16 protein-coding genes are annotated in these 18,362 nt (G+C 42.6%); 9 read left to right on the forward strand and 7 right to left on the reverse strand.

Going from position 1 to position 18,362, the window contains the following annotated elements; all coding sequences use genetic code 11:
• Both QQK21_RS19610 and QQK21_RS19615 read right to left on the reverse strand, forming a co-directional pair.
• A partial coding sequence (locus QQK21_RS19610) for a hypothetical protein (protein ID WP_284193860.1) occupies positions 1–270 on the reverse strand: 270 nt, incomplete at its 3' end.
• 398 nt (positions 271–668) lie between these two features.
• Complete coding sequence (locus tag QQK21_RS19615; protein ID WP_284193861.1) at positions 669–1,862, reverse strand: acetate/propionate family kinase; 1,194 nt, start codon at positions 1,860–1,862, stop codon at positions 669–671.
• A gap of 272 nt (positions 1,863–2,134) precedes the next feature.
• On the opposite strand from QQK21_RS19615, the gene cueR reads away from it, so the two are divergent.
• The 3 genes from cueR (at position 2,135) to QQK21_RS19630 (ending at position 5,237) form a co-directional block, all read left to right on the forward strand.
• Positions 2,135–2,521: a Cu(I)-responsive transcriptional regulator gene (gene cueR, locus QQK21_RS19620; RefSeq protein ID WP_284193862.1), complete on the forward strand. Its 387-nt coding sequence runs from the start codon at positions 2,135–2,137 to the stop codon at positions 2,519–2,521.
• Positions 2,522–2,621: 100 nt separating this feature from the next.
• A complete protein-coding gene (locus tag QQK21_RS19625; RefSeq protein WP_284193863.1) occupies positions 2,622–4,511 on the forward strand; it encodes a DUF294 nucleotidyltransferase-like domain-containing protein in 1,890 nt (629 codons plus the stop codon).
• Positions 4,512–4,517: 6 nt separating this feature from the next.
• The gene (locus QQK21_RS19630; protein ID WP_284193910.1) at positions 4,518–5,237 is read left to right on the forward strand and encodes a 3'-5' exonuclease; all 720 of its coding nucleotides are present in this window, start codon (positions 4,518–4,520) and stop codon (positions 5,235–5,237) included.
• A 40-nt stretch (positions 5,238–5,277) separates the two neighbouring features.
• Here QQK21_RS19630 and QQK21_RS19635 read toward each other — a convergent pair whose 3' ends face one another.
• Positions 5,278–6,597, reverse strand: coding sequence for an FNIP repeat-containing protein (locus tag QQK21_RS19635; RefSeq protein WP_284193864.1), 1,320 nt, complete (start codon positions 6,595–6,597; stop codon positions 5,278–5,280).
• Positions 6,598–6,862: 265 nt separating this feature from the next.
• Positions 6,863–8,440, reverse strand: a complete 1,578-nt coding sequence (locus tag QQK21_RS19640) for a BCCT family transporter (protein ID WP_284193911.1) — start codon at positions 8,438–8,440, stop codon at positions 6,863–6,865.
• Between the two features lie 408 nt (positions 8,441–8,848).
• On the opposite strand from QQK21_RS19640, the gene QQK21_RS19645 reads away from it, so the two are divergent.
• The 4 genes from QQK21_RS19645 (at position 8,849) to emrD (ending at position 12,292) form a co-directional block, all read left to right on the forward strand.
• Positions 8,849–9,325 carry a MarR family winged helix-turn-helix transcriptional regulator gene (locus QQK21_RS19645; RefSeq protein WP_284193865.1) on the forward strand — a complete coding sequence of 159 codons (477 nt, stop codon included), beginning with the start codon at positions 8,849–8,851 and terminating at the stop codon, positions 9,323–9,325.
• A gap of 78 nt (positions 9,326–9,403) precedes the next feature.
• The gene (locus QQK21_RS19650) at positions 9,404–10,447 is read left to right on the forward strand and encodes a GGDEF domain-containing protein (RefSeq protein WP_284193866.1); all 1,044 of its coding nucleotides are present in this window, start codon (positions 9,404–9,406) and stop codon (positions 10,445–10,447) included.
• A 119-nt stretch (positions 10,448–10,566) separates the two neighbouring features.
• Positions 10,567–10,875, forward strand: coding sequence for a cysteine-rich CWC family protein (locus QQK21_RS19655; RefSeq protein ID WP_284193867.1), 309 nt, complete (start codon positions 10,567–10,569; stop codon positions 10,873–10,875).
• 211 nt (positions 10,876–11,086) lie between these two features.
• Complete coding sequence (gene emrD, locus QQK21_RS19660; protein ID WP_284193868.1) at positions 11,087–12,292, forward strand: multidrug efflux MFS transporter EmrD; 1,206 nt, start codon at positions 11,087–11,089, stop codon at positions 12,290–12,292.
• A 32-nt stretch (positions 12,293–12,324) separates the two neighbouring features.
• On the opposite strand, the gene viaA is transcribed toward emrD, so the two are convergent.
• Positions 12,325–13,770: an ATPase RavA stimulator ViaA gene (gene viaA, locus QQK21_RS19665; protein WP_284193869.1), complete on the reverse strand. Its 1,446-nt coding sequence runs from the start codon at positions 13,768–13,770 to the stop codon at positions 12,325–12,327.
• Positions 13,771–13,782: 12 nt separating this feature from the next.
• Complete coding sequence (locus QQK21_RS19670) at positions 13,783–15,441, reverse strand: ATPase RavA domain-containing protein (RefSeq protein ID WP_284193870.1); 1,659 nt, start codon at positions 15,439–15,441, stop codon at positions 13,783–13,785.
• 270 nt (positions 15,442–15,711) lie between these two features.
• Here QQK21_RS19670 and QQK21_RS19675 point away from each other — a divergent pair, with 270 nt between their 5' ends.
• Both QQK21_RS19675 and ltaE read left to right on the forward strand, forming a co-directional pair.
• Entirely contained in the window at positions 15,712–16,236 is a 525-nt protein-coding gene (locus QQK21_RS19675; protein ID WP_284193871.1) for an NUDIX hydrolase, read from the forward strand.
• 10 nt (positions 16,237–16,246) lie between these two features.
• Positions 16,247–17,254 (forward strand): low-specificity L-threonine aldolase, encoded by a 1,008-nt coding sequence (gene ltaE / locus QQK21_RS19680; RefSeq protein WP_284193872.1) that lies wholly within the window; start codon positions 16,247–16,249, stop codon positions 17,252–17,254.
• Positions 17,255–17,344: 90 nt separating this feature from the next.
• Here ltaE and QQK21_RS19685 read toward each other — a convergent pair whose 3' ends face one another.
• Positions 17,345–18,082, reverse strand: a complete 738-nt coding sequence (locus tag QQK21_RS19685; protein ID WP_284193873.1) for a substrate-binding periplasmic protein — start codon at positions 18,080–18,082, stop codon at positions 17,345–17,347.
• Between the last annotated feature and the right edge of the window lie 280 nt (positions 18,083–18,362).

Here is an 18,362-nt window from a genome sequence, read left to right on the forward strand (position 1 = left end):
GCCAGTGGATGCCGAGAATCGGCTTAAATCTGTGTCCGGAATTTGTTGACCACTACAAATTGTCACTAAGATGAAAACTACTAAAGTAAACCATATAAAACTGTTTAAGCTTTGTATCAAGCCTGAATAAATGATCTGATGAAAATTTCGATCAAGAAGATCGCTGTCTAGGCCCAAAGTATTAAAGTAGCCATGGGTAAACGCTGTACTTACGCAATACAAATACGCTGTGAGCAGTGCTGCTATACCTGCACTATCAACTAATTTCACAGAACCTCCGCCATACGTACGCAACACTAATCAGAGCAAAAGGAGCAATAAATAGGTTAAATTTACTGGAACTCCATGCTACGCAGATTACTACCGTTAAAGTCATCCACTCGATCCACTTAAAGAATGACTCTACGTGCTCGTTTCTGAAAAAATACTTTACTAGTGTCTCTCTTTGCATGTCATCTCCAGAAGTTATAACATTTTTAATAACATGCCAGCTCGTCTTCACGCCAGACCAAATTACAACCAACCTACCATAACCCACAAAAAATTAAACCATATGCATCGAGTTTTTCATCTCTCCGTCACATATATCCTTCGCAATGGTTTATCCAAGTTCTAGACGCAAAAAAGCGAGCCTAACGCTCGCTTTTAACTGTCTATTTTTTCGTCAACTAAAGCAACTCAACCGATTGCTGGGCGATCACGTATTCTTCATTGGTTGGGATCACCATGACCACGGCGCCAAGTAACTCGGATTTGGCAATAATACCAGATTGGCCAAAGCGAGCGGCTTGGTTTGCTACTGCGTCTTCCACAAAGCCAAGCAGTTTAAGGTTTTTAATGATTTCACTGCGTATTGGCTGCGCGTTTTCACCAATGCCGCCGGTAAAGACAATCGCATCCAGCTTATCGAGCGGGACAAGATATGAGGCTATATATTTGGCAACGCGATAGGTAAACACATCAAAGGCCAGTTTCGCGCCTTTATGCCCTCCTTCCATCGCTTCCAGTATGCCTCTGGCATCTGAAGTTAGCCCAGAAACACCGAGAAAACCCGATTTCTTATTTAGGGTTTCAAACACGCTTTCTTGGCTCCAGCCTTTTTTGATCAAAAATTCAATGATCCCTGAATCTAAATCTCCGCAGCGCGTGCCCATCATAAGCCCAGCCAATGGCGTAAAGCCCATAGAGGTATCAACAGAGCGGCCAGCACTCACGGCGCACACCGAAGCGCCATTGCCTAAATGCACCGATATAATATTGGACTTCTCAACAGTCTGACCAAGCATTTTCGCCGCTTCACGGCTGACATAATAATGGCTAGTACCGTGAAAACCATAACGGCGAATGCCATGCTCTTTGTATAGCGGCTGTGGAATGCCGTACGTAAAGGCTTTATCTGGCATACTCTGGTGAAACGCGGTATCAAAAACGGCAAATTGCGGCAAACTAGGAAATGCATTTAACGCTGCCTTAATTCCCTTCACGCCGGCAGGATTGTGCAGCGGAGCAAGGGAAGACAAAGCGTCAATTTCAGCCAGTACCTTATCATCAATGCGAACCGTAGAAGTAAACTTTTCACCGCCGTGGACAATTCGGTGCCCTACTGCAACCAATTGTTTTGACAAGGCTAATGACTCGATCAGATCGACCACCTTTTCTATTGTGTACTCATGATGGTTGTCTTTTATTTCAATCACTTGTTGTGATTTAGTCCCTTGGTATTTCCAGCTAATGACAGCTTCTGGCAAACCAAAACACTCACCTAAGCCGGAGACAATCGCTTCGCCTGAAGCAGAATCAATAATAGCGAATTTTAGAGAAGAGCTTCCTGAATTAATCACTAAAACAAACGATTTTGGCATAAGCTGTACCCTGTTATTAAGCATAAGCGGGAGTGAGGTCTCCCTTACGTACGATAATCTTACTCAATATTTTTTTAATAATTCAACTTTTTTTAAGTCGAGAGAGACAGACAAACCCATTTTCGTTGATCCAACACAAGCTAAAATTTAATTTCCAAGATAAATTTAATCCGTTAACCGTCAAAGAGAATTATCACAATTGACTTGTGATAGCGGCAAGCTTGAGTCATATTCAACCCTAGTCGAAAGGTAACGTATCAAAGAGGGTCGGCATGAATATAGGAGCCATATCAAAACTCACTGGTTTGTCGAGTAAATCGATTCGTCTTTACGAGGAAAAAGGCGTAATAAGCGCACCGAATCGCAGTGATTCTGGCTATCGAGAGTACGGCGATAAGCACGTTCAAGAACTGAATTTGGTGTCTCGCGCCAAAAATGCTGGCTTTTCACTGCAAGAATGCAAAGAATTTGTTGAACTGGCTCAAAACCCTCGACGCACAAGTCGTGAAGTTAAACAAAAAGCTCAGCAAAAGCTTAATGAAGTGGAAGTAAAAATTAGCCAACTCACTGAAATACAGCAACAACTCACTGCATGGATCAATGCATGTCCTGGTGATGAAGGAAGCTGCTGCCCCATTATTGAAGATCTCACCAAGTAACATAGAGACAATTTTTATGTGAGTTTTTAGTTACCTAGCATGAAGTCCCTCATAAGATCATGTAACATTAATAAATAGAATCGTTACATCAGGCACCTTCATGGAAGCAGAATTACTGGACATAAAAAACTTCTTGTCCCAACACCCTCCCTTTGACGAACTAGACGATGACGTACTTGACTTCGTCACCCAGCATGTTGAGATTTCTTATTTTCGTGAAGGAACACCCATTATTCACTTTGGCGACGAAATTCACGACCTCTATATGGTTAGAAGCGGTGTGGTAGAGATCTACAGGCGTAAAGGTGAGCTTTATAACCGTCTCGATGAAGGCGCGCTATTTGGTCAAATGGGGCTGTTAACCAATAATAAAGTCCGTTTCCCAGCCACCGCCATCAAAGATACCTTGCTGTATTGTATACCTGAATCTGCCTTTCAGGAGCTCTACGATAACCACGAAACCTTTGCCGATTTTGTCGAGGTTGAAGATACCGCTCGACTTCGACAAGCGGTCTCAAGCAGCAACGAGCAAAACGATCTTACGACCTCGAAGGTTCGCACCTTATTAAAAGGTGAAACACCATTTCTGGAAAAAGACGAAACGATCCAAAATGCGGCGATTAAAATGGCCGATGAGAATGTATCGTCATTACTGATTATCGATCCAAACATTCTCGAAGATAACGAGGAAGACCAGTCTCCTCTTGTCGGCATAATTACCGACAGAGACTTATGCACACGCGTATTGGCAGAAGGGCTAGACCCAAGCGATCCCGTGTCTGACGTGATGACAACCGAGGTGATATCTCTTGATCATAACGCCTATGTCTACGAAGCCATGCTCACCATGCTGCGCTACAATGTTCATCATCTACCCGTCTTAAAAGATAAAAAGCCTATTGGCATTATTGAAACGACGGACATTGTTCGTTATGAATCACAGAATTCACTGCTGCTAGTGAGCAGCATTTTCCAACAGCAATCCATTGAAGAACTTGCCTCACTTGCTAAGCAAGTCAAAGACAGTTTTGTTCGGCTGGTCAATGAAGACGCCAACTCACATATGGTTGGCAGTGCAATGTCTGTGATAGGAAAAAGCTTTAAGCAACGCATCATAGAGCTTGCCGAAGAAGAGCTTGGTGAGCCGCCTGTTCCATATTGCTTTCTTGCGCTTGGCTCTATGGGCCGTGATGAACAAATACTGGTTACGGATCAAGATAACGCCATCATTCTTGATAATACCTACGACAATGACAAACATGGCCAATACTTTGCTGAATTGGCAAAACGTATTTGTGATGGCTTAGATCAATGTGGCTACACCTATTGTACGGGCGATATTATGGCAACCAATCCCGTATGGCGCATGACGCGCACGGAATGGGAAGCCTGTTTTTCGGATTGGATTGATGACCCGAATCCTAAAGCCTTGCTCAATGCCTCGATTTTCTTTGATCTTGTGGGTGTTTACGGCCGGCTAAAATGGGCAGAGCAACTCAATGGCTTTATTGTCAGGCGTGCGCGCAAAAACAATCGTTTTCTTGCCTGCCTGGCTCGTAATGCCATGAACCGCACTCCGCCTCTTGGTTTCTTTAAAGCTTTTGTGATGGAGCAAGACGGCCGACACAATAACTCCATCAACCTAAAACGCAGAGGAACAGCTCCGCTTGCGGATCTGATCCGTGTTCATGCTCTTGCCGTCGGTTCGCGCTCTACCAACTCGTTCGAGCGCTTAGACGATATTCATGAAGCCGGCATTTTGCCCAAAGGCAAAGCACGTGATCTGCGAGATGCGCTAGAGTTCATTTCGATGGTACGAATTCGCCACCAAGCGTTTGATGTCGAAAATGGCGTAGAACCCGATAACAATATAGAACCAGAGAATCTGTCTGATTTTGAACGCCGAAACCTCAAAGATGCCTTCCAAATCTTAAGTAACGCGCAGAATTTTCTCAAATTCCGTTACCAAGCCAGTAATAACTTTAAGTAGGTCATGATGATTAAAAAGTTCTTCAATACCTCCTACCTCAACTGGCAAAAAACATTTGATGTGAATAAGCAGCGCAGTCAAAATGCCGCACTAAAAGCCTATTACGGCACTGGTTTGCCCAACCCAAGCGTTCCTTTGGAAGACATTACTTTCTTAGCCATGGACTTTGAAACCACTGGTTTGGATTCTACTCAAGATGACATTATTACTATCGGTACAGTGCCATTTAATGTAAATAGAATTTTTATCAACCAAGCCCGACACTGGATCGTAAAACCTCGCCAAAAGCTGGCCGAAGAATCGGTCATTATTCATGGTATCACTCACAGTGATATTCTCGATGCCCCCGATTTAATTGACATCTATAAGCAAGTTCTCGAACAAATGGCAGGAAAAGTCATGGTTGTACATTATCAGCGAATAGAAAGAGAATTTTTCGACCGAGCCCTTAAAGATCGTATAAATGAAGGTATTGGGTTTCCTGTCATCGACACTATGCAATTAGAAACACTTTATCAGGCACAGACCAATGGTGGATTTTTCAAACGACTGCAGGGTAAAAAGCCGGAATCAGTTCGACTTGGCGCAAGCAGAACACGTTATGGACTGCCCAATTACACACCACACCATGCACTGACTGATGCAGTGGCCACCGCAGAACTGCTGCAAGCTCAAATAGCCCACCATTATCACCGCAAGACAAAAATTGGGGAAGTCTGGATATAACCAGACTTCCCCAAGTAACCAGTTACTCGCAAGTACTTATTTATCTCTTGACGTCAACAGTCCAACCTTTGTTTGTTAAGGAGTCAACTGTACCTTGCTCAGTCGCAGCTTCCATACTGTCGCCAGCCAGAGTCACACTTAAATCCCCGTATGTGTTATCTGAAGATAATCCATTGACGTCTAATGCGTTTAGAACTGCGTTAACGTTATCAGAGGTGAAGGTCTCAGTCTTAGAAAACAACCTTACCGAACGCAACCCATTAGGCAGCTTAGTCACCGGCTGTGTTGGAGAGACAGCATCATACCAAGTAAATGATGTTAGCGTATTAGGTAAATCTTCCATATGTCCACCTACCATTACATCTTGCCCCAATGACAAAGACGTGAGCTTTCTAGGCAGTTGTGAATACTCGCCAGTAAGGTTAAATCCATTGCCAAGGGTAAGACTCGTTAAGCTCGCAGGCAACTCAGATATTGTGCCGTAAACTGCATTTCCGTCTATGATGTCAAGATGCTTTAGAGTACGTGGCAGTGCAGAAATATCCCCAGTGACTGTCCACTTGTCTAACCCTAAGCTAGTAAGGTTTGGCGGTAAATCATAAAGATTATCGCCCTGTTCCTTTAGGGTAACGTTATAAATATATACACTCACAAGCGAACGGTTGAGCTCAGAGAGCCTGCCACTAAGTGTGTTGCGTGAAAGGTGGACACTTTTAACTGACGAAGGCAGATCCGCAAGCTCACCGATAAAATACTCCGTAGAATAGAGCTCTAAAAACTCAATGGAGCTAGGTAGAGAAGCAATACTGCCTGATATCTTTTCATTGCCGTCATTTCTTAAGATTAGTGACGTAAGGTTGGGTGGTAGGTCCGCTAAATTACCTTCCAATGACTCAGCAGAAATAGCTAAGTCATTGATGCTTCTGGGTAGGTTAGATAAAGAGCCAGTAAATGCAGTTACTCCGCTCACCGATAATCTTGAGGGCGAAGTGTTCGCCAACCCTGACGTGTCGATCGTCACATTTCCTGAAATATCAATCGTTGTATTACATGGCGCATAGCAATGTGTTGTCAGGGAAATATCACCAGAATAGCTACCCTCATAGCTGTGGCTACGTTGACCCCCACCGTTTACTTCTTCAGTCGTTCCATCCCCCCAATCGACCACGGTATAAGTGCTGCCTCCACCCATCAGACCCCCTAGTGTAATTTGTCTCGCGTCTATCACACCAAGGGATTCCTCTTTCACAGTATTGGCTGGGTAAGTTTCACTACTACTGCCACCACAACCCATAAGTATGACAGGCAAGCTTGCTAAGCATAAAAGCTTTAGCGAAAGACGTTTCGTTGGAATGTTCATTTAACAGCCACCTTTAATAAAATAGTTAATATCGATAAGTTGCGGTGGAGTCTATTGATAAGTGGTATAAAGAGTGAAACGAAATACGCAGAAATACAGGGAAATAAGATAAAGACAAGACGATACTGTTTTAGTTTTTTTTAGCATTATCGATATAGCATTGAAAATACAGTATTTATGTTAGCTTCGTTCATTATTGTAGCCATTGGATGAAAATCAAAAAAGGGCGATGAGTCGCCCTTTGTTAGATTTAGCAGATCCGTATTTAACGCTGATATTGCTCTGTGCGCATGCCCATTACTAAGCTCACACACATAAGTAGCAACACAAACGTAAAGGGTAACGCCGTTGATATTGCGCCCGCTTGTAGGCCCTGAATGGCTTCTGTTCCGCCAATCCAAAGCAAGGCAACAGCAATGGCACCTTCCATAAACGCCCAAAAAATTCGTTGAAGGACTGGCGCATCGACTTTACCACCCGCGGTGATACTATCAATCACTAAAGAGCCGGAATCGGACGAAGTGATAAAGAATACCAACACCAAAATCACTGCAATCACGGATAACACAGTACCGAGAGGCAAAACATCAAACATTTGGAACATAGCTAAAGAAACATCCGTGAGGCCATTTGCTCCCAGCTCACCAATATTGTTCACTACCTGATCAATCGCCATACCACCAAATACAGACATCCAAAGTAGCGTAACAATCGAAGGTACAATCAGCACTGCTGTCATAAATTCTCTCACCGTTCTACCTTTAGATACGCGTGCGATAAACATACCGACAAATGGTGACCATGAAATCCACCAAGCCCAGTAGAATACTGTCCAACCTTGGAACCATGCTTCGTCTTCACGACCATGAGGATTACTGAGTGGAATAATATTTTCAATGTAAGCCATAAGGGTTGTGCCAATATTGCCAAATGCGACAGCATAACCAATTAAGGCAACCATAATAAGCAACAAAAAAGCTACTATCATGTTGATATTACTGATGACTTTGACGCCGCCATCAATACCACGCACGACAGACACAACCGCGAGCAAAGTGACTATGGTGATCACGGCGATTTGCAGCCCCATGTTTGCCTCAAGACCAAACACATGATGAATACCACTGGCCGCTTGCTGAGCCCCTAAACCAAGGGATGTAGCCAAGCCAAATAGCGTCGCGAGAACCGCTAGAATATCGACAACATGACCAGCCCAGCCCCAAGCTCTATCACCTAGTATTGGATAGAAAATTGAGCGAATGGAAAGTGGAAGTCCCTTGTTGTAGGCAAAAAACGCCAATGATAATGCCACGACACCATAAATTGCCCAAGGATGAAGCCCCCAGTGATACATGGTCGCCCCCATAGCAAGCTTGGCCGCTTCTGCTGTATTGGGTTCAACACCAAGTGGCGTTTTATACCAACCGGTAAAATAGGCGACAGGCTCAGCAACACTCCAAAACATCAAGCCGATTCCCATACCAGCGGCAAACAGCATGGACAGCCATGAAAGATAGGAGTAATCGGCTGTCGCATCTTGCCCTCCAAGACGGATTTTGCCAAATGGCGTCACAATCAGAGCAATACAAAACAAAACGAATATATTGCCTGACCATATAAACAGCCAGTCAAAACTACCGATAATCTTCCACTTAATTCCGTCGAGAAGCGCTTTTGCCGATTCTGCGTCCATTAAGGCTGTCATGACTAGAAACAAGCCAATAAGACCTGCACTCACGCCAAATACAGGATTATGAACATCAAAACCCCATTTTTGGACGTTATCTTGTCCGACGGTGTAGTCGGTACTGTCAATACTGTACTTATCTATACCTTTAGTCATCATTCCTCTCTATGGTTGGTTTTCTTCCCTGACTAAACCTTCAGATAGAAAAATCATTAGCCGTGAAAACAATTTTTCCTATATCAAGACTTAGTCGAATCGCCTACATTGTACTTATTGAGACAAATCATTCCAGTATTTTACCCTTGACCGTCCAAAAATTAGACAATAAACACTTATTTAGTAGACATTTTGGCCAGAAAGAAAAAGCTGGCAGTTGATTTTAATTTTGACTTCTAAACATTTGACCTCGTCATATTTGTGTTTAAAATAAATATAGTTTCATAATCGCTACTTTACGCACTCAACATTAGGCTAATTTGGTATTTATGATGTGATAGGCTTCATTTCATGAGAAATTTGAGGTATTTTTTCGCCTCCATAGCGCTACTAACAGAAGGAACAACATTGGAAAAGCACGAAGAGGTTCTTATATCGATACGACAGATAATCCGCGCTATCGATCTGCACTCGAAAAGACTGAGTAAAGAGTCTGGTTTAACCGGACCACAATTGATTTTAATGCGCTCCATTAGAGAGCTTGGTGAAGTCACTATTCGCCAGCTTTCAAACCATACCAATATGAGTCAAGCAACAGCGACGACAATACTAGACCGTCTTGAACGTCACGAACTCGTCAAACGTGTTCGCAGCGAACAAGATAAGCGTAAAGTCCACGCGCATTTGACTGACAAAGGGAAAATGGTGTTAGAAAAGGCACCAATGCCACTTCAACAAAACTTTATCAATAAGTTTCAAAAACTTGAAGAGTGGGAGCAGTCTCTACTCTTATCGTCGGTACAACGAATCTCGTCGATGATGAATGCTGAAGATATCGATGTTGCCCCCGTTTTAGAGATAGGAAGTATCACAACGCCTGAATGACTCCGGCTGGCAAAATTGATTTAGTCCCACTTTAGGGTTACGTTTTATACAAGGTGAAACGTTCACTCTAAGGATTTTATGGATAAAAATCACAGGCCTCAGTCTGAGCATACCGACGCTATTCTCGACATTCGAAGACAAAAGCAAGTACTGAAGTTTGTTGCCGCCACAACCTTGATATTTTTTGTGCCAATTGGGATCAACAATATTCTGATTGGTGAAACCATGCTGGGCGCTCTGCTGCTCACGTTTGAAATCACTCTACTTCTCGATGTCACCGCGATTGTGTATAAGCGCAAAGGTTTCTTTGGTCATACCCTCCCTCTCATTCTACTCGTCAGCTCAATTATATTGGCCATTCACATTTTTGGCACTCTGGCTACGTACTGGGTCTTCCCTATCATAATAAGCGTGGTGTTCTTGTTACCATCAAAACTCGCACTAAGTGCTAACGTCACCCTTTTGGTTGGCTGCACGCTAGCGGCGTTTCCGCATCAACATATAGCGTCTACTTCCCGATATGCTTTTTCATTGCTTGCAACGGCCGTCATCGCTCATGTGATTGTTCAAGCCATAAAACGGCTGCAGAAAGAGCTTCGTTACCTTTCAGAGCGGGATAGTATGACTGGCGCTCTCAACAGACATGAACTTCAAAACTATCTCGATCACGTAACGACTTCCTATTCAACGTCATCCGTTGCCGTCATCGATATCGACAAGTTCAAAAACATCAATGATCAGTACGGACATGATGTAGGCGATAAAGTCATTAAACAAGTCGTCGGTATTTTATATCGTCATATGGACGAATCGGATCTTCTGTTTAGATTAGGTGGCGATGAATTTTTATTGCTCTTTCCAAATAAAGATCAAGTTGAAGCAAAAAATGCCATGATGTACATCAGCCAGAATGTTAGACAAAGCGAGTATCCTGAAGGTGCAACGGTAACCATCAGTTCTGGGATTGCTGAGTTTCTTGCCACAGAAAGCACAGAAAATTGGGTCAAACGTGCTGACCTTGCTCTCTACCAATCCAAACACAATGGCAGAGACAAAGTGTCACTCTTTAATGGACCTATTCCATCATACAAACAAAAAGAAACCTCGCGCTTTCTTACTTAGACTCAAGAAATATTTATTTGGCCCTTTATATTATAAATCTCCAATAATGATTGCAGTTTTATTCACAAGGTATAGGATCGCAATGAAATCTATTGTACCTCCTAAGCTTGGAAATAAATGTGAAAACACCCTGTATTGCGGCATGCAAAAACAATGGCGGTATCTGTAATGGTTGTCATAGAACCATAGATGAAATTGTAAATTGGAAAGAATTTTCGGACTTGAAGAGAGAAGAGATCATCAATACAGTAGCCGGCCATCTCTGTGACCACCTTTGCCCAGCTTGTCATGAGCCTGCAACCTGTGATATCAGTCAAGGCAAAGAGTCATGTTGGTGTTTCTCAGTTGAGGAACGCATTCACCCTAGCAATGTATCTAACGATTTATGCTTGTGTAGAAAATGCCTGAACAACCTTGAAATCGCATAATACACACATTTAACAACAGGTCAGTATTTCGATTAGATTTTCTAATCTAACCGATAGAATTTTATCTTGCTCAAAATCACAATTCTGTTTGCAAAATCACCAGCTCATCTCTAACATCCATGCCAACAATGCTCAGAGGTTCATATTTTATCGAGCATTACTGTATAAATTGTATTTATATCATTTACTTATAAGCTTGTTGTTAATTGAAATGCACGCATCATATAAAGTTATTAAATTGACATTTTTCATCGCTCTGCTGGCGGCAGTTGGTCAGATGACACAAACAATGTACGTACCATCAATTGGCTATATGGCAAATGAATTTCTTACCTCTCCTTCAACGCTACAAGCTGTCATGGCCTGCTATCTTATCCCCTATGGCCTTTCACAATTTGTATATGGCCCTCTTTCTGATCGCTTAGGTCGTAAGCCAATTATAATAATCGGTCTTTGTATCTACATACTTGGTAGCTTAATCGCTTTATTTGCTGATAGTTTTGAACTTTTTCTCACGGGTAGCTTTATTCAAGGACTTGGCATTGGAAGTGGGGGCGCAATGTGCCGAACACTTTCACGAGATGTGTTTTCTGGTACTGACCTTCACAGAGTTAACAGCTTAATCAGCATGTGCATCATTTTTTCTCCGCTGTTAGCTCCCGTGCTCGGAGGTTATTTGACAGAAAGTTTTGGATGGCGTTCAAGCTACTGGTTTTTGTCTTTATTTAGTATCGTGGTGCTGGTTGCTATATTGACTCGGTTTGATGAAACACTGCCACCATCTAAGCGTCGGAATGAAGCGGTTTTACACAGTTATCGTTACGTATTATCCAACAGAAAGTTTCAAGGTTATCTACTCTGCCTTGTCGCGACTTTTTCTGGTGTTGCCATTTTTGAAGCGGCGGCAGGCGTCCTTCTTGGTGGCGTGCTTAAGCTCAGTGCAACCTATGTGAGCATGTTATTTGTCATACCCATCCCAGGTTATCTCATCGGTGCAGCCATATCTGGTGTGATCGCCAGTAAGAAAAATGAGAAATCCGCATTGCAAATCGGACTGATTGCGATTGTGGTTGGCTCTTTGATCATACTTGTTCCTGGAATACTCGGATTAACGGATACTTTGACCCTTGTTGGCGGCGCAACTATCTACTTTCTCGGATCGGGTATTTTATTTCCGGCTGCAACAACCGGCGCCCTTTCTCCTTTCCCATATCATGCGGGTACTGGCGGTGCTTTGCTAGGCGGCATTCAAAATTTGGGGGCTGGCCTTGCGACGCTTTTCGCCTCTCTAATACCTTCTCCTAACCAAATGCCCCTTGGTGCTCTGATGCTTTTAATGTCAATACTGGCCATCTTCGGCTTGCTACGAGGACGGAGTAAACACAACCCATCCAGCGAAAGTCCACTTACCGCTTAGATAAGATGTGGATGTAAAGCAGGTACTATTGATCACCACTTTTTCATCACACGGCCAACCCAATTAGGGTGGTAAGCCCAGCAATGATCAAACAATGACATTAATGCTGGATTACCGTATTTGGATAGACTAATGGCATGAAACCGATTGTGATTTTTCTTTAATCGCTCAACTTGTTGTTGCAATAGTTCAGATTGCTTGGGAGCGATAAAGTCTGAAATAACAACCATATCAGCATTTTTATATCTTTCACTACTCATTAAGTCGATGGACTTCATCAGTACGGGCTCAAGATCCGTGCCTCCATGAAAACTGTAAGTCAAAAAATCACTAGCCTCTCTTAGACCATCTTGGCGAGTTAATTGATACGTGATCTGCTCAGTGGAGAATAAAATCACAAAGCAATCTCGGTCCTCAGCCAGCGCAATCTGCATCAAAGCATAAGCCATTGCCTTAGCACACAGCTCTGGAAAACCACTCATAGAGCCAGAAGAGTCAACACATACGATAAATGGGCCTTTTTCCACATCGGCTTGCATGTTATCAGGTCGGTGGGCTTTGACTTTGCGTAAAGTGCGTGATTTGCCTTGCATTCGATAATTCATCAACCGCTTGTCTATCAGGTGCTTATAGAATACAACTTCCAACTCAGGATAAGCCAAGAACAAAGCTTCATTAGGCAGAAGCTTGTTGAGATCGTCACTTTCATGGATACCAACAATATCATCGGTCGCTTCATCCGATTTTTCTTCGACCATCTGAATGTCTTCTGTAGGCGCTTGATTGAGATCAGGATCGTTAACCTCACTCGCCATACGACCTAGTTGCTCAGCAATATCTTGTAAACCTTGGTTTTTCTTCAAAAATTCCGCATGACGTTTCATGGCTGATAAGTCGGTTCTACTCAATTTGGCAGCGGCCATATCCCATAACCGACCAAGGCTATTCTCGTCACCTTCTTCTGTCACCCCACTCATGTTTTTCATGGTTTCCATGCGTTGATAAAGATCTTGAAGGAGCTTTTCTTTACTTGCTTCCAGTTCAGATACCTGAGCTTGACGGATTGCATCGGACAAACTTTGGTACCATTGATCGCAAAAGTAATGAGGAAACATGGGATTATAGAGTCCCTTGTTCTTATCAATTAATCGACGGGCTTTGAGATAAAAAGCGGAGTGCCATTCAAGCTGTTTTATCACGTCTGGAATTCGTTCGAAAAACGTTTTTTCATCCCAATAAATAACCTCCTGGTATAACGCAAGCTCCTGCTGAAATCTTTCCGTTTCACACACATTAGTGATGCGCTTTTTAACACTGCCTCGCCATTTGAGAAGGTGATTTTTGACTTTAACTCTCATTCCCCTACTTTCTGTTAATGTCATCACCTGAGAGCGAGCCAATAAGTCGTTTACGGCAGAATCAATAATTCCAGAGTCTGCAATCATCAAAACTAAATTTAGGCCATCAGCTCCCAACATATTCTGCACCTATCATGAGAAAAACTGATTCAGTTGTCTAAAGCGCATCACAGTGCGTTCACACTCAGTTTTTGTCGCTTCAAGTGTTTGCTGAATGGTTTGAAGGCTGGCTTCCATCGCTCTAGGTAAATCTTGGTCGACAAAACTATGCGGTAACGCCCCGTGAAAGTCTGAACGAACTTTAAGTAAATGATGCTCAGCTTGGGTTAGTTTCTCTAACGCCTGTTCAGACTTGGTTAACCAAGCTTGGTATAAGGTGTCATCTAGTCCCTTTTTGGTCACAACAGATACCAATACTGCTCGATTCGCAATGTCCTTAATCACCAAGTTATTGGCAGCATCAACATCAAATCTGATTCGACACAAGTTGGTGTTTTTATTGACGTACCCATACACATCCCCATGCCCTTCTCTGATCGCTTTTTCTAGCTCAGCTTTAGGTACATAAACCCAGCGACTATCGCCTTTTTCAGACTCAGAAACCGATAGATTACTTTGCAGTAGGACCAATTTAACTAGGCCAGCAGCATTGCCTACCTTATAAAGTTTTGCCTCTGATATGTTATAACTGAGGATGTGTTTTTTTCGAATACCCGCCGTCGACTCGGTTGACAATATCATTCCGAACTCCGACTCCAATTCACCCTGAACCTCGGCCAATTCTTCCCGACATGACATAACCTGCTGCTCAACATCTTGCTGATCAAACGCATAAGTGAGAGCAAACTGCTTGATAACGCTTTGGACTGTCTCTCGCGATTCTGGGCTGTTCCATAAACAATCTTGAAGCAGTAATAAGTCCAGTGGATTGACTTCATCACGACCATTAAAATAAGCACTTGCTTTGAGCAATTTCGCTGACTTTTTCCAACGTCTATCTGAGATGTACATTTCAGTTTCATCAACTAAATGACCATGAGTAGCCGATTCTTCTAGCATCTGCTTCAGCTTATACAACTTTTCGAACGTCGTGTCGCTCAATTCAAGTTGTTCGAGTTCCGATTGCCATTGGTGATATTCTTGCTCTGTAATCGCTAACCCTTCAGGTATGACGGCTTCCTGTTTGGTTCCCACCATCAACATTGATTTGAAATTTTGCTTATTCTGAATCCTATTAACAAAAATACGTACTAACATCCGGTCGTACAAAGCTTCTAGGCCACTGTCTTCATCTGGTAATTCATTCGATGCTGATACGAGCAAGCGCATAGGGACCTTAGCGATGTCACTGCCGTTTTTAAAGGTTTTCTCGTTTACCACAGTCAATAAGGTATTTAAGATAGCAGGACCCGCTTTCCAAATTTCATCAAGAAATACCACTTCGGCAGTAGGCAAATACCCTTCAGTCAAACGAACATAACGGCCATTGTCCTTAAGTTCTTGAATACTAAGTGGTCCGAACACTTCTTCAGGGGTTGAAAAGCGTGTCATTAAGTATTCAAAATAAGAGGCATTATCAAATGCTTGGATTAATCTTTTCGCTATCAAGCTTTTAGCGATCCCAGGAGGACCGAGTAAAAAAACGCTTTCGCCAGCGAGCGCAGCAAGCAGACACATTTTTATTGTATCCTCACGCTCATAAACACCATCAGATAGAGCTTGAGCAAGCTTGTTAATACGCTCAGAAAGTAGAGCTTTTTGTGAGTGGGACACTCTAGTAGGGCTAATCATAGTGTGCTCCTAAGTATTAACTAGCATGTGCAATCTGCATAGCTTTATACATATGTTATAACTCTGTTACAAGTGGATTTTTTTGTTTTGATCGCTCTTTATATCAGAAGCAATTTTTACGTAACGCTTTGAAAACTATGATTTCAAAATTGAGACGCAAATCACTGTAACAGTGTCTAAGGTTTGAGACATAATGTCGAATAACCTTTTTTTAATCAGATGTTGGATTTTATTATCACATCTTAAATAGTGACTAACTTATAAATTAATATGGACTCTGCTTTGAAAATTCTCCACACTTGGAAAGGCATTTCCCTCCAAGAGCTAAAGACCACGCTACCCAACGGTACTGTCATTACCCACACAACGATCTCTCATCCAGGCGCTGCAGTCATACTACCAATTCTTTCCAATGGCTATATTGTCATGGTGCATCAATATCGGCCATCACTAAAAAAATGGCTGCTAGAGCTACCAGCTGGGACCATTGAGAACAACGAGCCAGTCGAGCTTTGTGCAGTAAGAGAACTAGCAGAAGAAACTGGATACCATGCAGAAACTATGATATCTCTGGGAGAAGTGACACCTTTGGCAGGCTTTTGTGATGAAATTCAACATCTATTCATTGCCACAGGGTTGTCACAAACTCATCAGCTTATGTGCGATGATGACGAAGTGATAGAGGTCGTTTGTTTTCCTTATTCAGAAATAGAGCAAAAGATTATTGACGGTGACATTACCGACGCTAAAACTATCGCGTGCCTGAGCAAAGCGAAATTATGTGGATATATATAGGAGAACATGCATGGACTTCCGTTCGGATACCGTTACCCAACCGACTCAAACAATGCGACAAGCCATGGCTAATGCTCCAGTTGGTGATGATGTCTATGGGGATGACCCTACGGTTAACGAATTAGAAACATGGGCAGCTGAGCGGCATGGATTTGAATCAGCCTTGTTTACAACATCAGGAACACAAGCTAACTTACTTGGACTCATGGCCCACTGCGAACGCGGAGATGAATATTTGTGCGGTCAGCAGGCTCACAACTACAAATATGAGGCAGGTGGTGCTGCTGTATTGGGCTCAATTCAACCGCAACCCATTGAAAATAATCCCGATGGTACGCTTGATTTTGGCAAACTAGCCGCTGCTATCAAACCAGATGATAGTCATTTCGCTCGGACACGTTTACTCAGTCTTGAAAACACCATCAATGGCAAGGTGTTACCACTCACCTATCTCGCTAAAGCACGTGAATTTTGTGACGAAAATAAGCTTTCGCTGCATCTAGATGGTGCAAGAGCCTACAATGCAGCGGTCGCGCTCGATGTTGATATCAAAGAAATAGCGAAGCATTTTGACTCTATGACCGTATGTTTGTCAAAAGGACTTTGCGCACCCATTGGTTCAATTCTTATGGGCAGCAAGGACTTTATTACCAAAGCGCGCCGCTTACGTAAGATGGTAGGAGGAGGAATGAGGCAGGCCGGAATTCTCGCAGCTGCTGGTAAACTCGCCCTTACCGAGCAAGTTACCCAACTAGAAACGGATCACGCCAACGCCAAGCTACTCGCCATCAAACTCAGCGAACTGCCTGGTGTTCATATCAATCCAGACTTTGTACAAACCAATATCGTTTTTGCCAAACTTGATGCCCAAATCGACATTCACGGCATAGCCAAAAAGCTGAGTAATGATGGCATTATTATCAGCCCCGGTAACCCCATCAGGTTTGTGACTCATAAAGACGTATCTGAGAGCGATATAAATTTTCTTGTAGAGAAATTAAAACTGTATCTCTCTTAACCAAAGAAAATAATTCACCCAAGACCAATAATCTGGGTGAATTAAATTTCACAATAGGTAAACTCATCGAAATAAAATAAATACCCGACACTAGTCATTCATTATTTCGTCATACCTTCCAGATTCTACTAGCTTAGAAAAACCGATATTAAACTGTTCAACGAAATATTCACCGTATTCACAATTCTTAGAGATCAATACACTCCATTGCTGAGCATCAACATAATCTGGGTTATGTGTGATTAATTTAGCTTCATCTTCGGAAAGTTCAGACGCTATCAGTGCATAACCCACTCGATGAGTTGCGATAACAAGATCGACACGATTTGCGATCAACTTTTTGAAGTTGTTACCTTCTTCAGCAATTCGGCGAACTTTGATAATGCCTTGTGCTTCAGCTTGCTGAAATTCTTGGGAATACTGATAACCCACTGTCGCACCTATCTCGTACTGGCTTAGGTCCTGCATGCTTGTCCACTCAATATGCCGACTCACAAGATGGAACAATACACGCTTTTCTTCGAGTACTGGTACCGTGTAAAAGAATGATGCCTTGCGCTCGTCATTGGCAGACCAAATCACAGTCCCATCAAACTTGCCCTCCTGAGCCAGCAAATATGATCGTGCCCAAGGGTACCACCCCCATACCACTTCAATACCTTGAAGCCGAAATGACTCAGCAATGACTTGAGACGAAGGACCACCATTAGGAAGAGATTTGGACAAATATGGAGGCCACTCTCCATTGGTAAGCTTGATGACATCAGGCGGCGTTGCCCAAGATATGGGTAAAAAAAACAATATACTTAGAAGAAAAAATCGTCGCATTTTAACCCAACTAGTATCATTAACCAGAGATTGGTACGGTTATGACTTAACTATAGACTATCATTTATGGCTCCTACACTTGCCAAAGAACACACAAACCATAAACAAAAAAAATAGTTCTAAGACATAGAATATTTCTTATTAATCACTTGTTTCGTCAAATAGTTATTGCCGTTTTTGACAAAAACAACAAACCCCTTATTTAGTCTATATCTGAAAGTTCTAAAAAATACTAAAAGGTAAAACTCATCTAAAATAGGATTTTATTACGTCTAAAAAA

It is taken from the genome of Vibrio zhanjiangensis, from assembly GCF_030161235.1.
Lineage (GTDB): Bacteria > Pseudomonadota > Gammaproteobacteria > Enterobacterales > Vibrionaceae > Vibrio > Vibrio zhanjiangensis.

Coding starts and splice junctions, on each gene's coding strand:
- QQK21_RS19670 (WP_284193870.1), bottom strand. CDS start 15,441: ATGATTAGCCCTACTAGAGTGTCCCACTCACAAAAAGCTCTACTTTCT.
- QQK21_RS19625 (WP_284193863.1), top strand. CDS start 2,622: ATGGAAGCAGAATTACTGGACATAAAAAACTTCTTGTCCCAACACCCT.
- QQK21_RS19640 (WP_284193911.1), bottom strand. CDS start 8,440: ATGACTAAAGGTATAGATAAGTACAGTATTGACAGTACCGACTACACC.
- viaA (WP_284193869.1), bottom strand. CDS start 13,770: ATGTTGGGAGCTGATGGCCTAAATTTAGTTTTGATGATTGCAGACTCT.
- QQK21_RS19630 (WP_284193910.1), top strand. CDS start 4,518: ATGATTAAAAAGTTCTTCAATACCTCCTACCTCAACTGGCAAAAAACA.
- QQK21_RS19635 (WP_284193864.1), bottom strand. CDS start 6,597: ATGAACATTCCAACGAAACGTCTTTCGCTAAAGCTTTTATGCTTAGCA.
- ltaE (WP_284193872.1), top strand. CDS start 16,247: ATGGACTTCCGTTCGGATACCGTTACCCAACCGACTCAAACAATGCGA.
- emrD (WP_284193868.1), top strand. CDS start 11,087: ATGCACGCATCATATAAAGTTATTAAATTGACATTTTTCATCGCTCTG.
- QQK21_RS19650 (WP_284193866.1), top strand. CDS start 9,404: ATGGATAAAAATCACAGGCCTCAGTCTGAGCATACCGACGCTATTCTC.
- QQK21_RS19615 (WP_284193861.1), bottom strand. CDS start 1,862: ATGCCAAAATCGTTTGTTTTAGTGATTAATTCAGGAAGCTCTTCTCTA.
- QQK21_RS19675 (WP_284193871.1), top strand. CDS start 15,712: ATGGACTCTGCTTTGAAAATTCTCCACACTTGGAAAGGCATTTCCCTC.
- cueR (WP_284193862.1), top strand. CDS start 2,135: ATGAATATAGGAGCCATATCAAAACTCACTGGTTTGTCGAGTAAATCG.
- QQK21_RS19685 (WP_284193873.1), bottom strand. CDS start 18,082: ATGCGACGATTTTTTCTTCTAAGTATATTGTTTTTTTTACCCATATCT.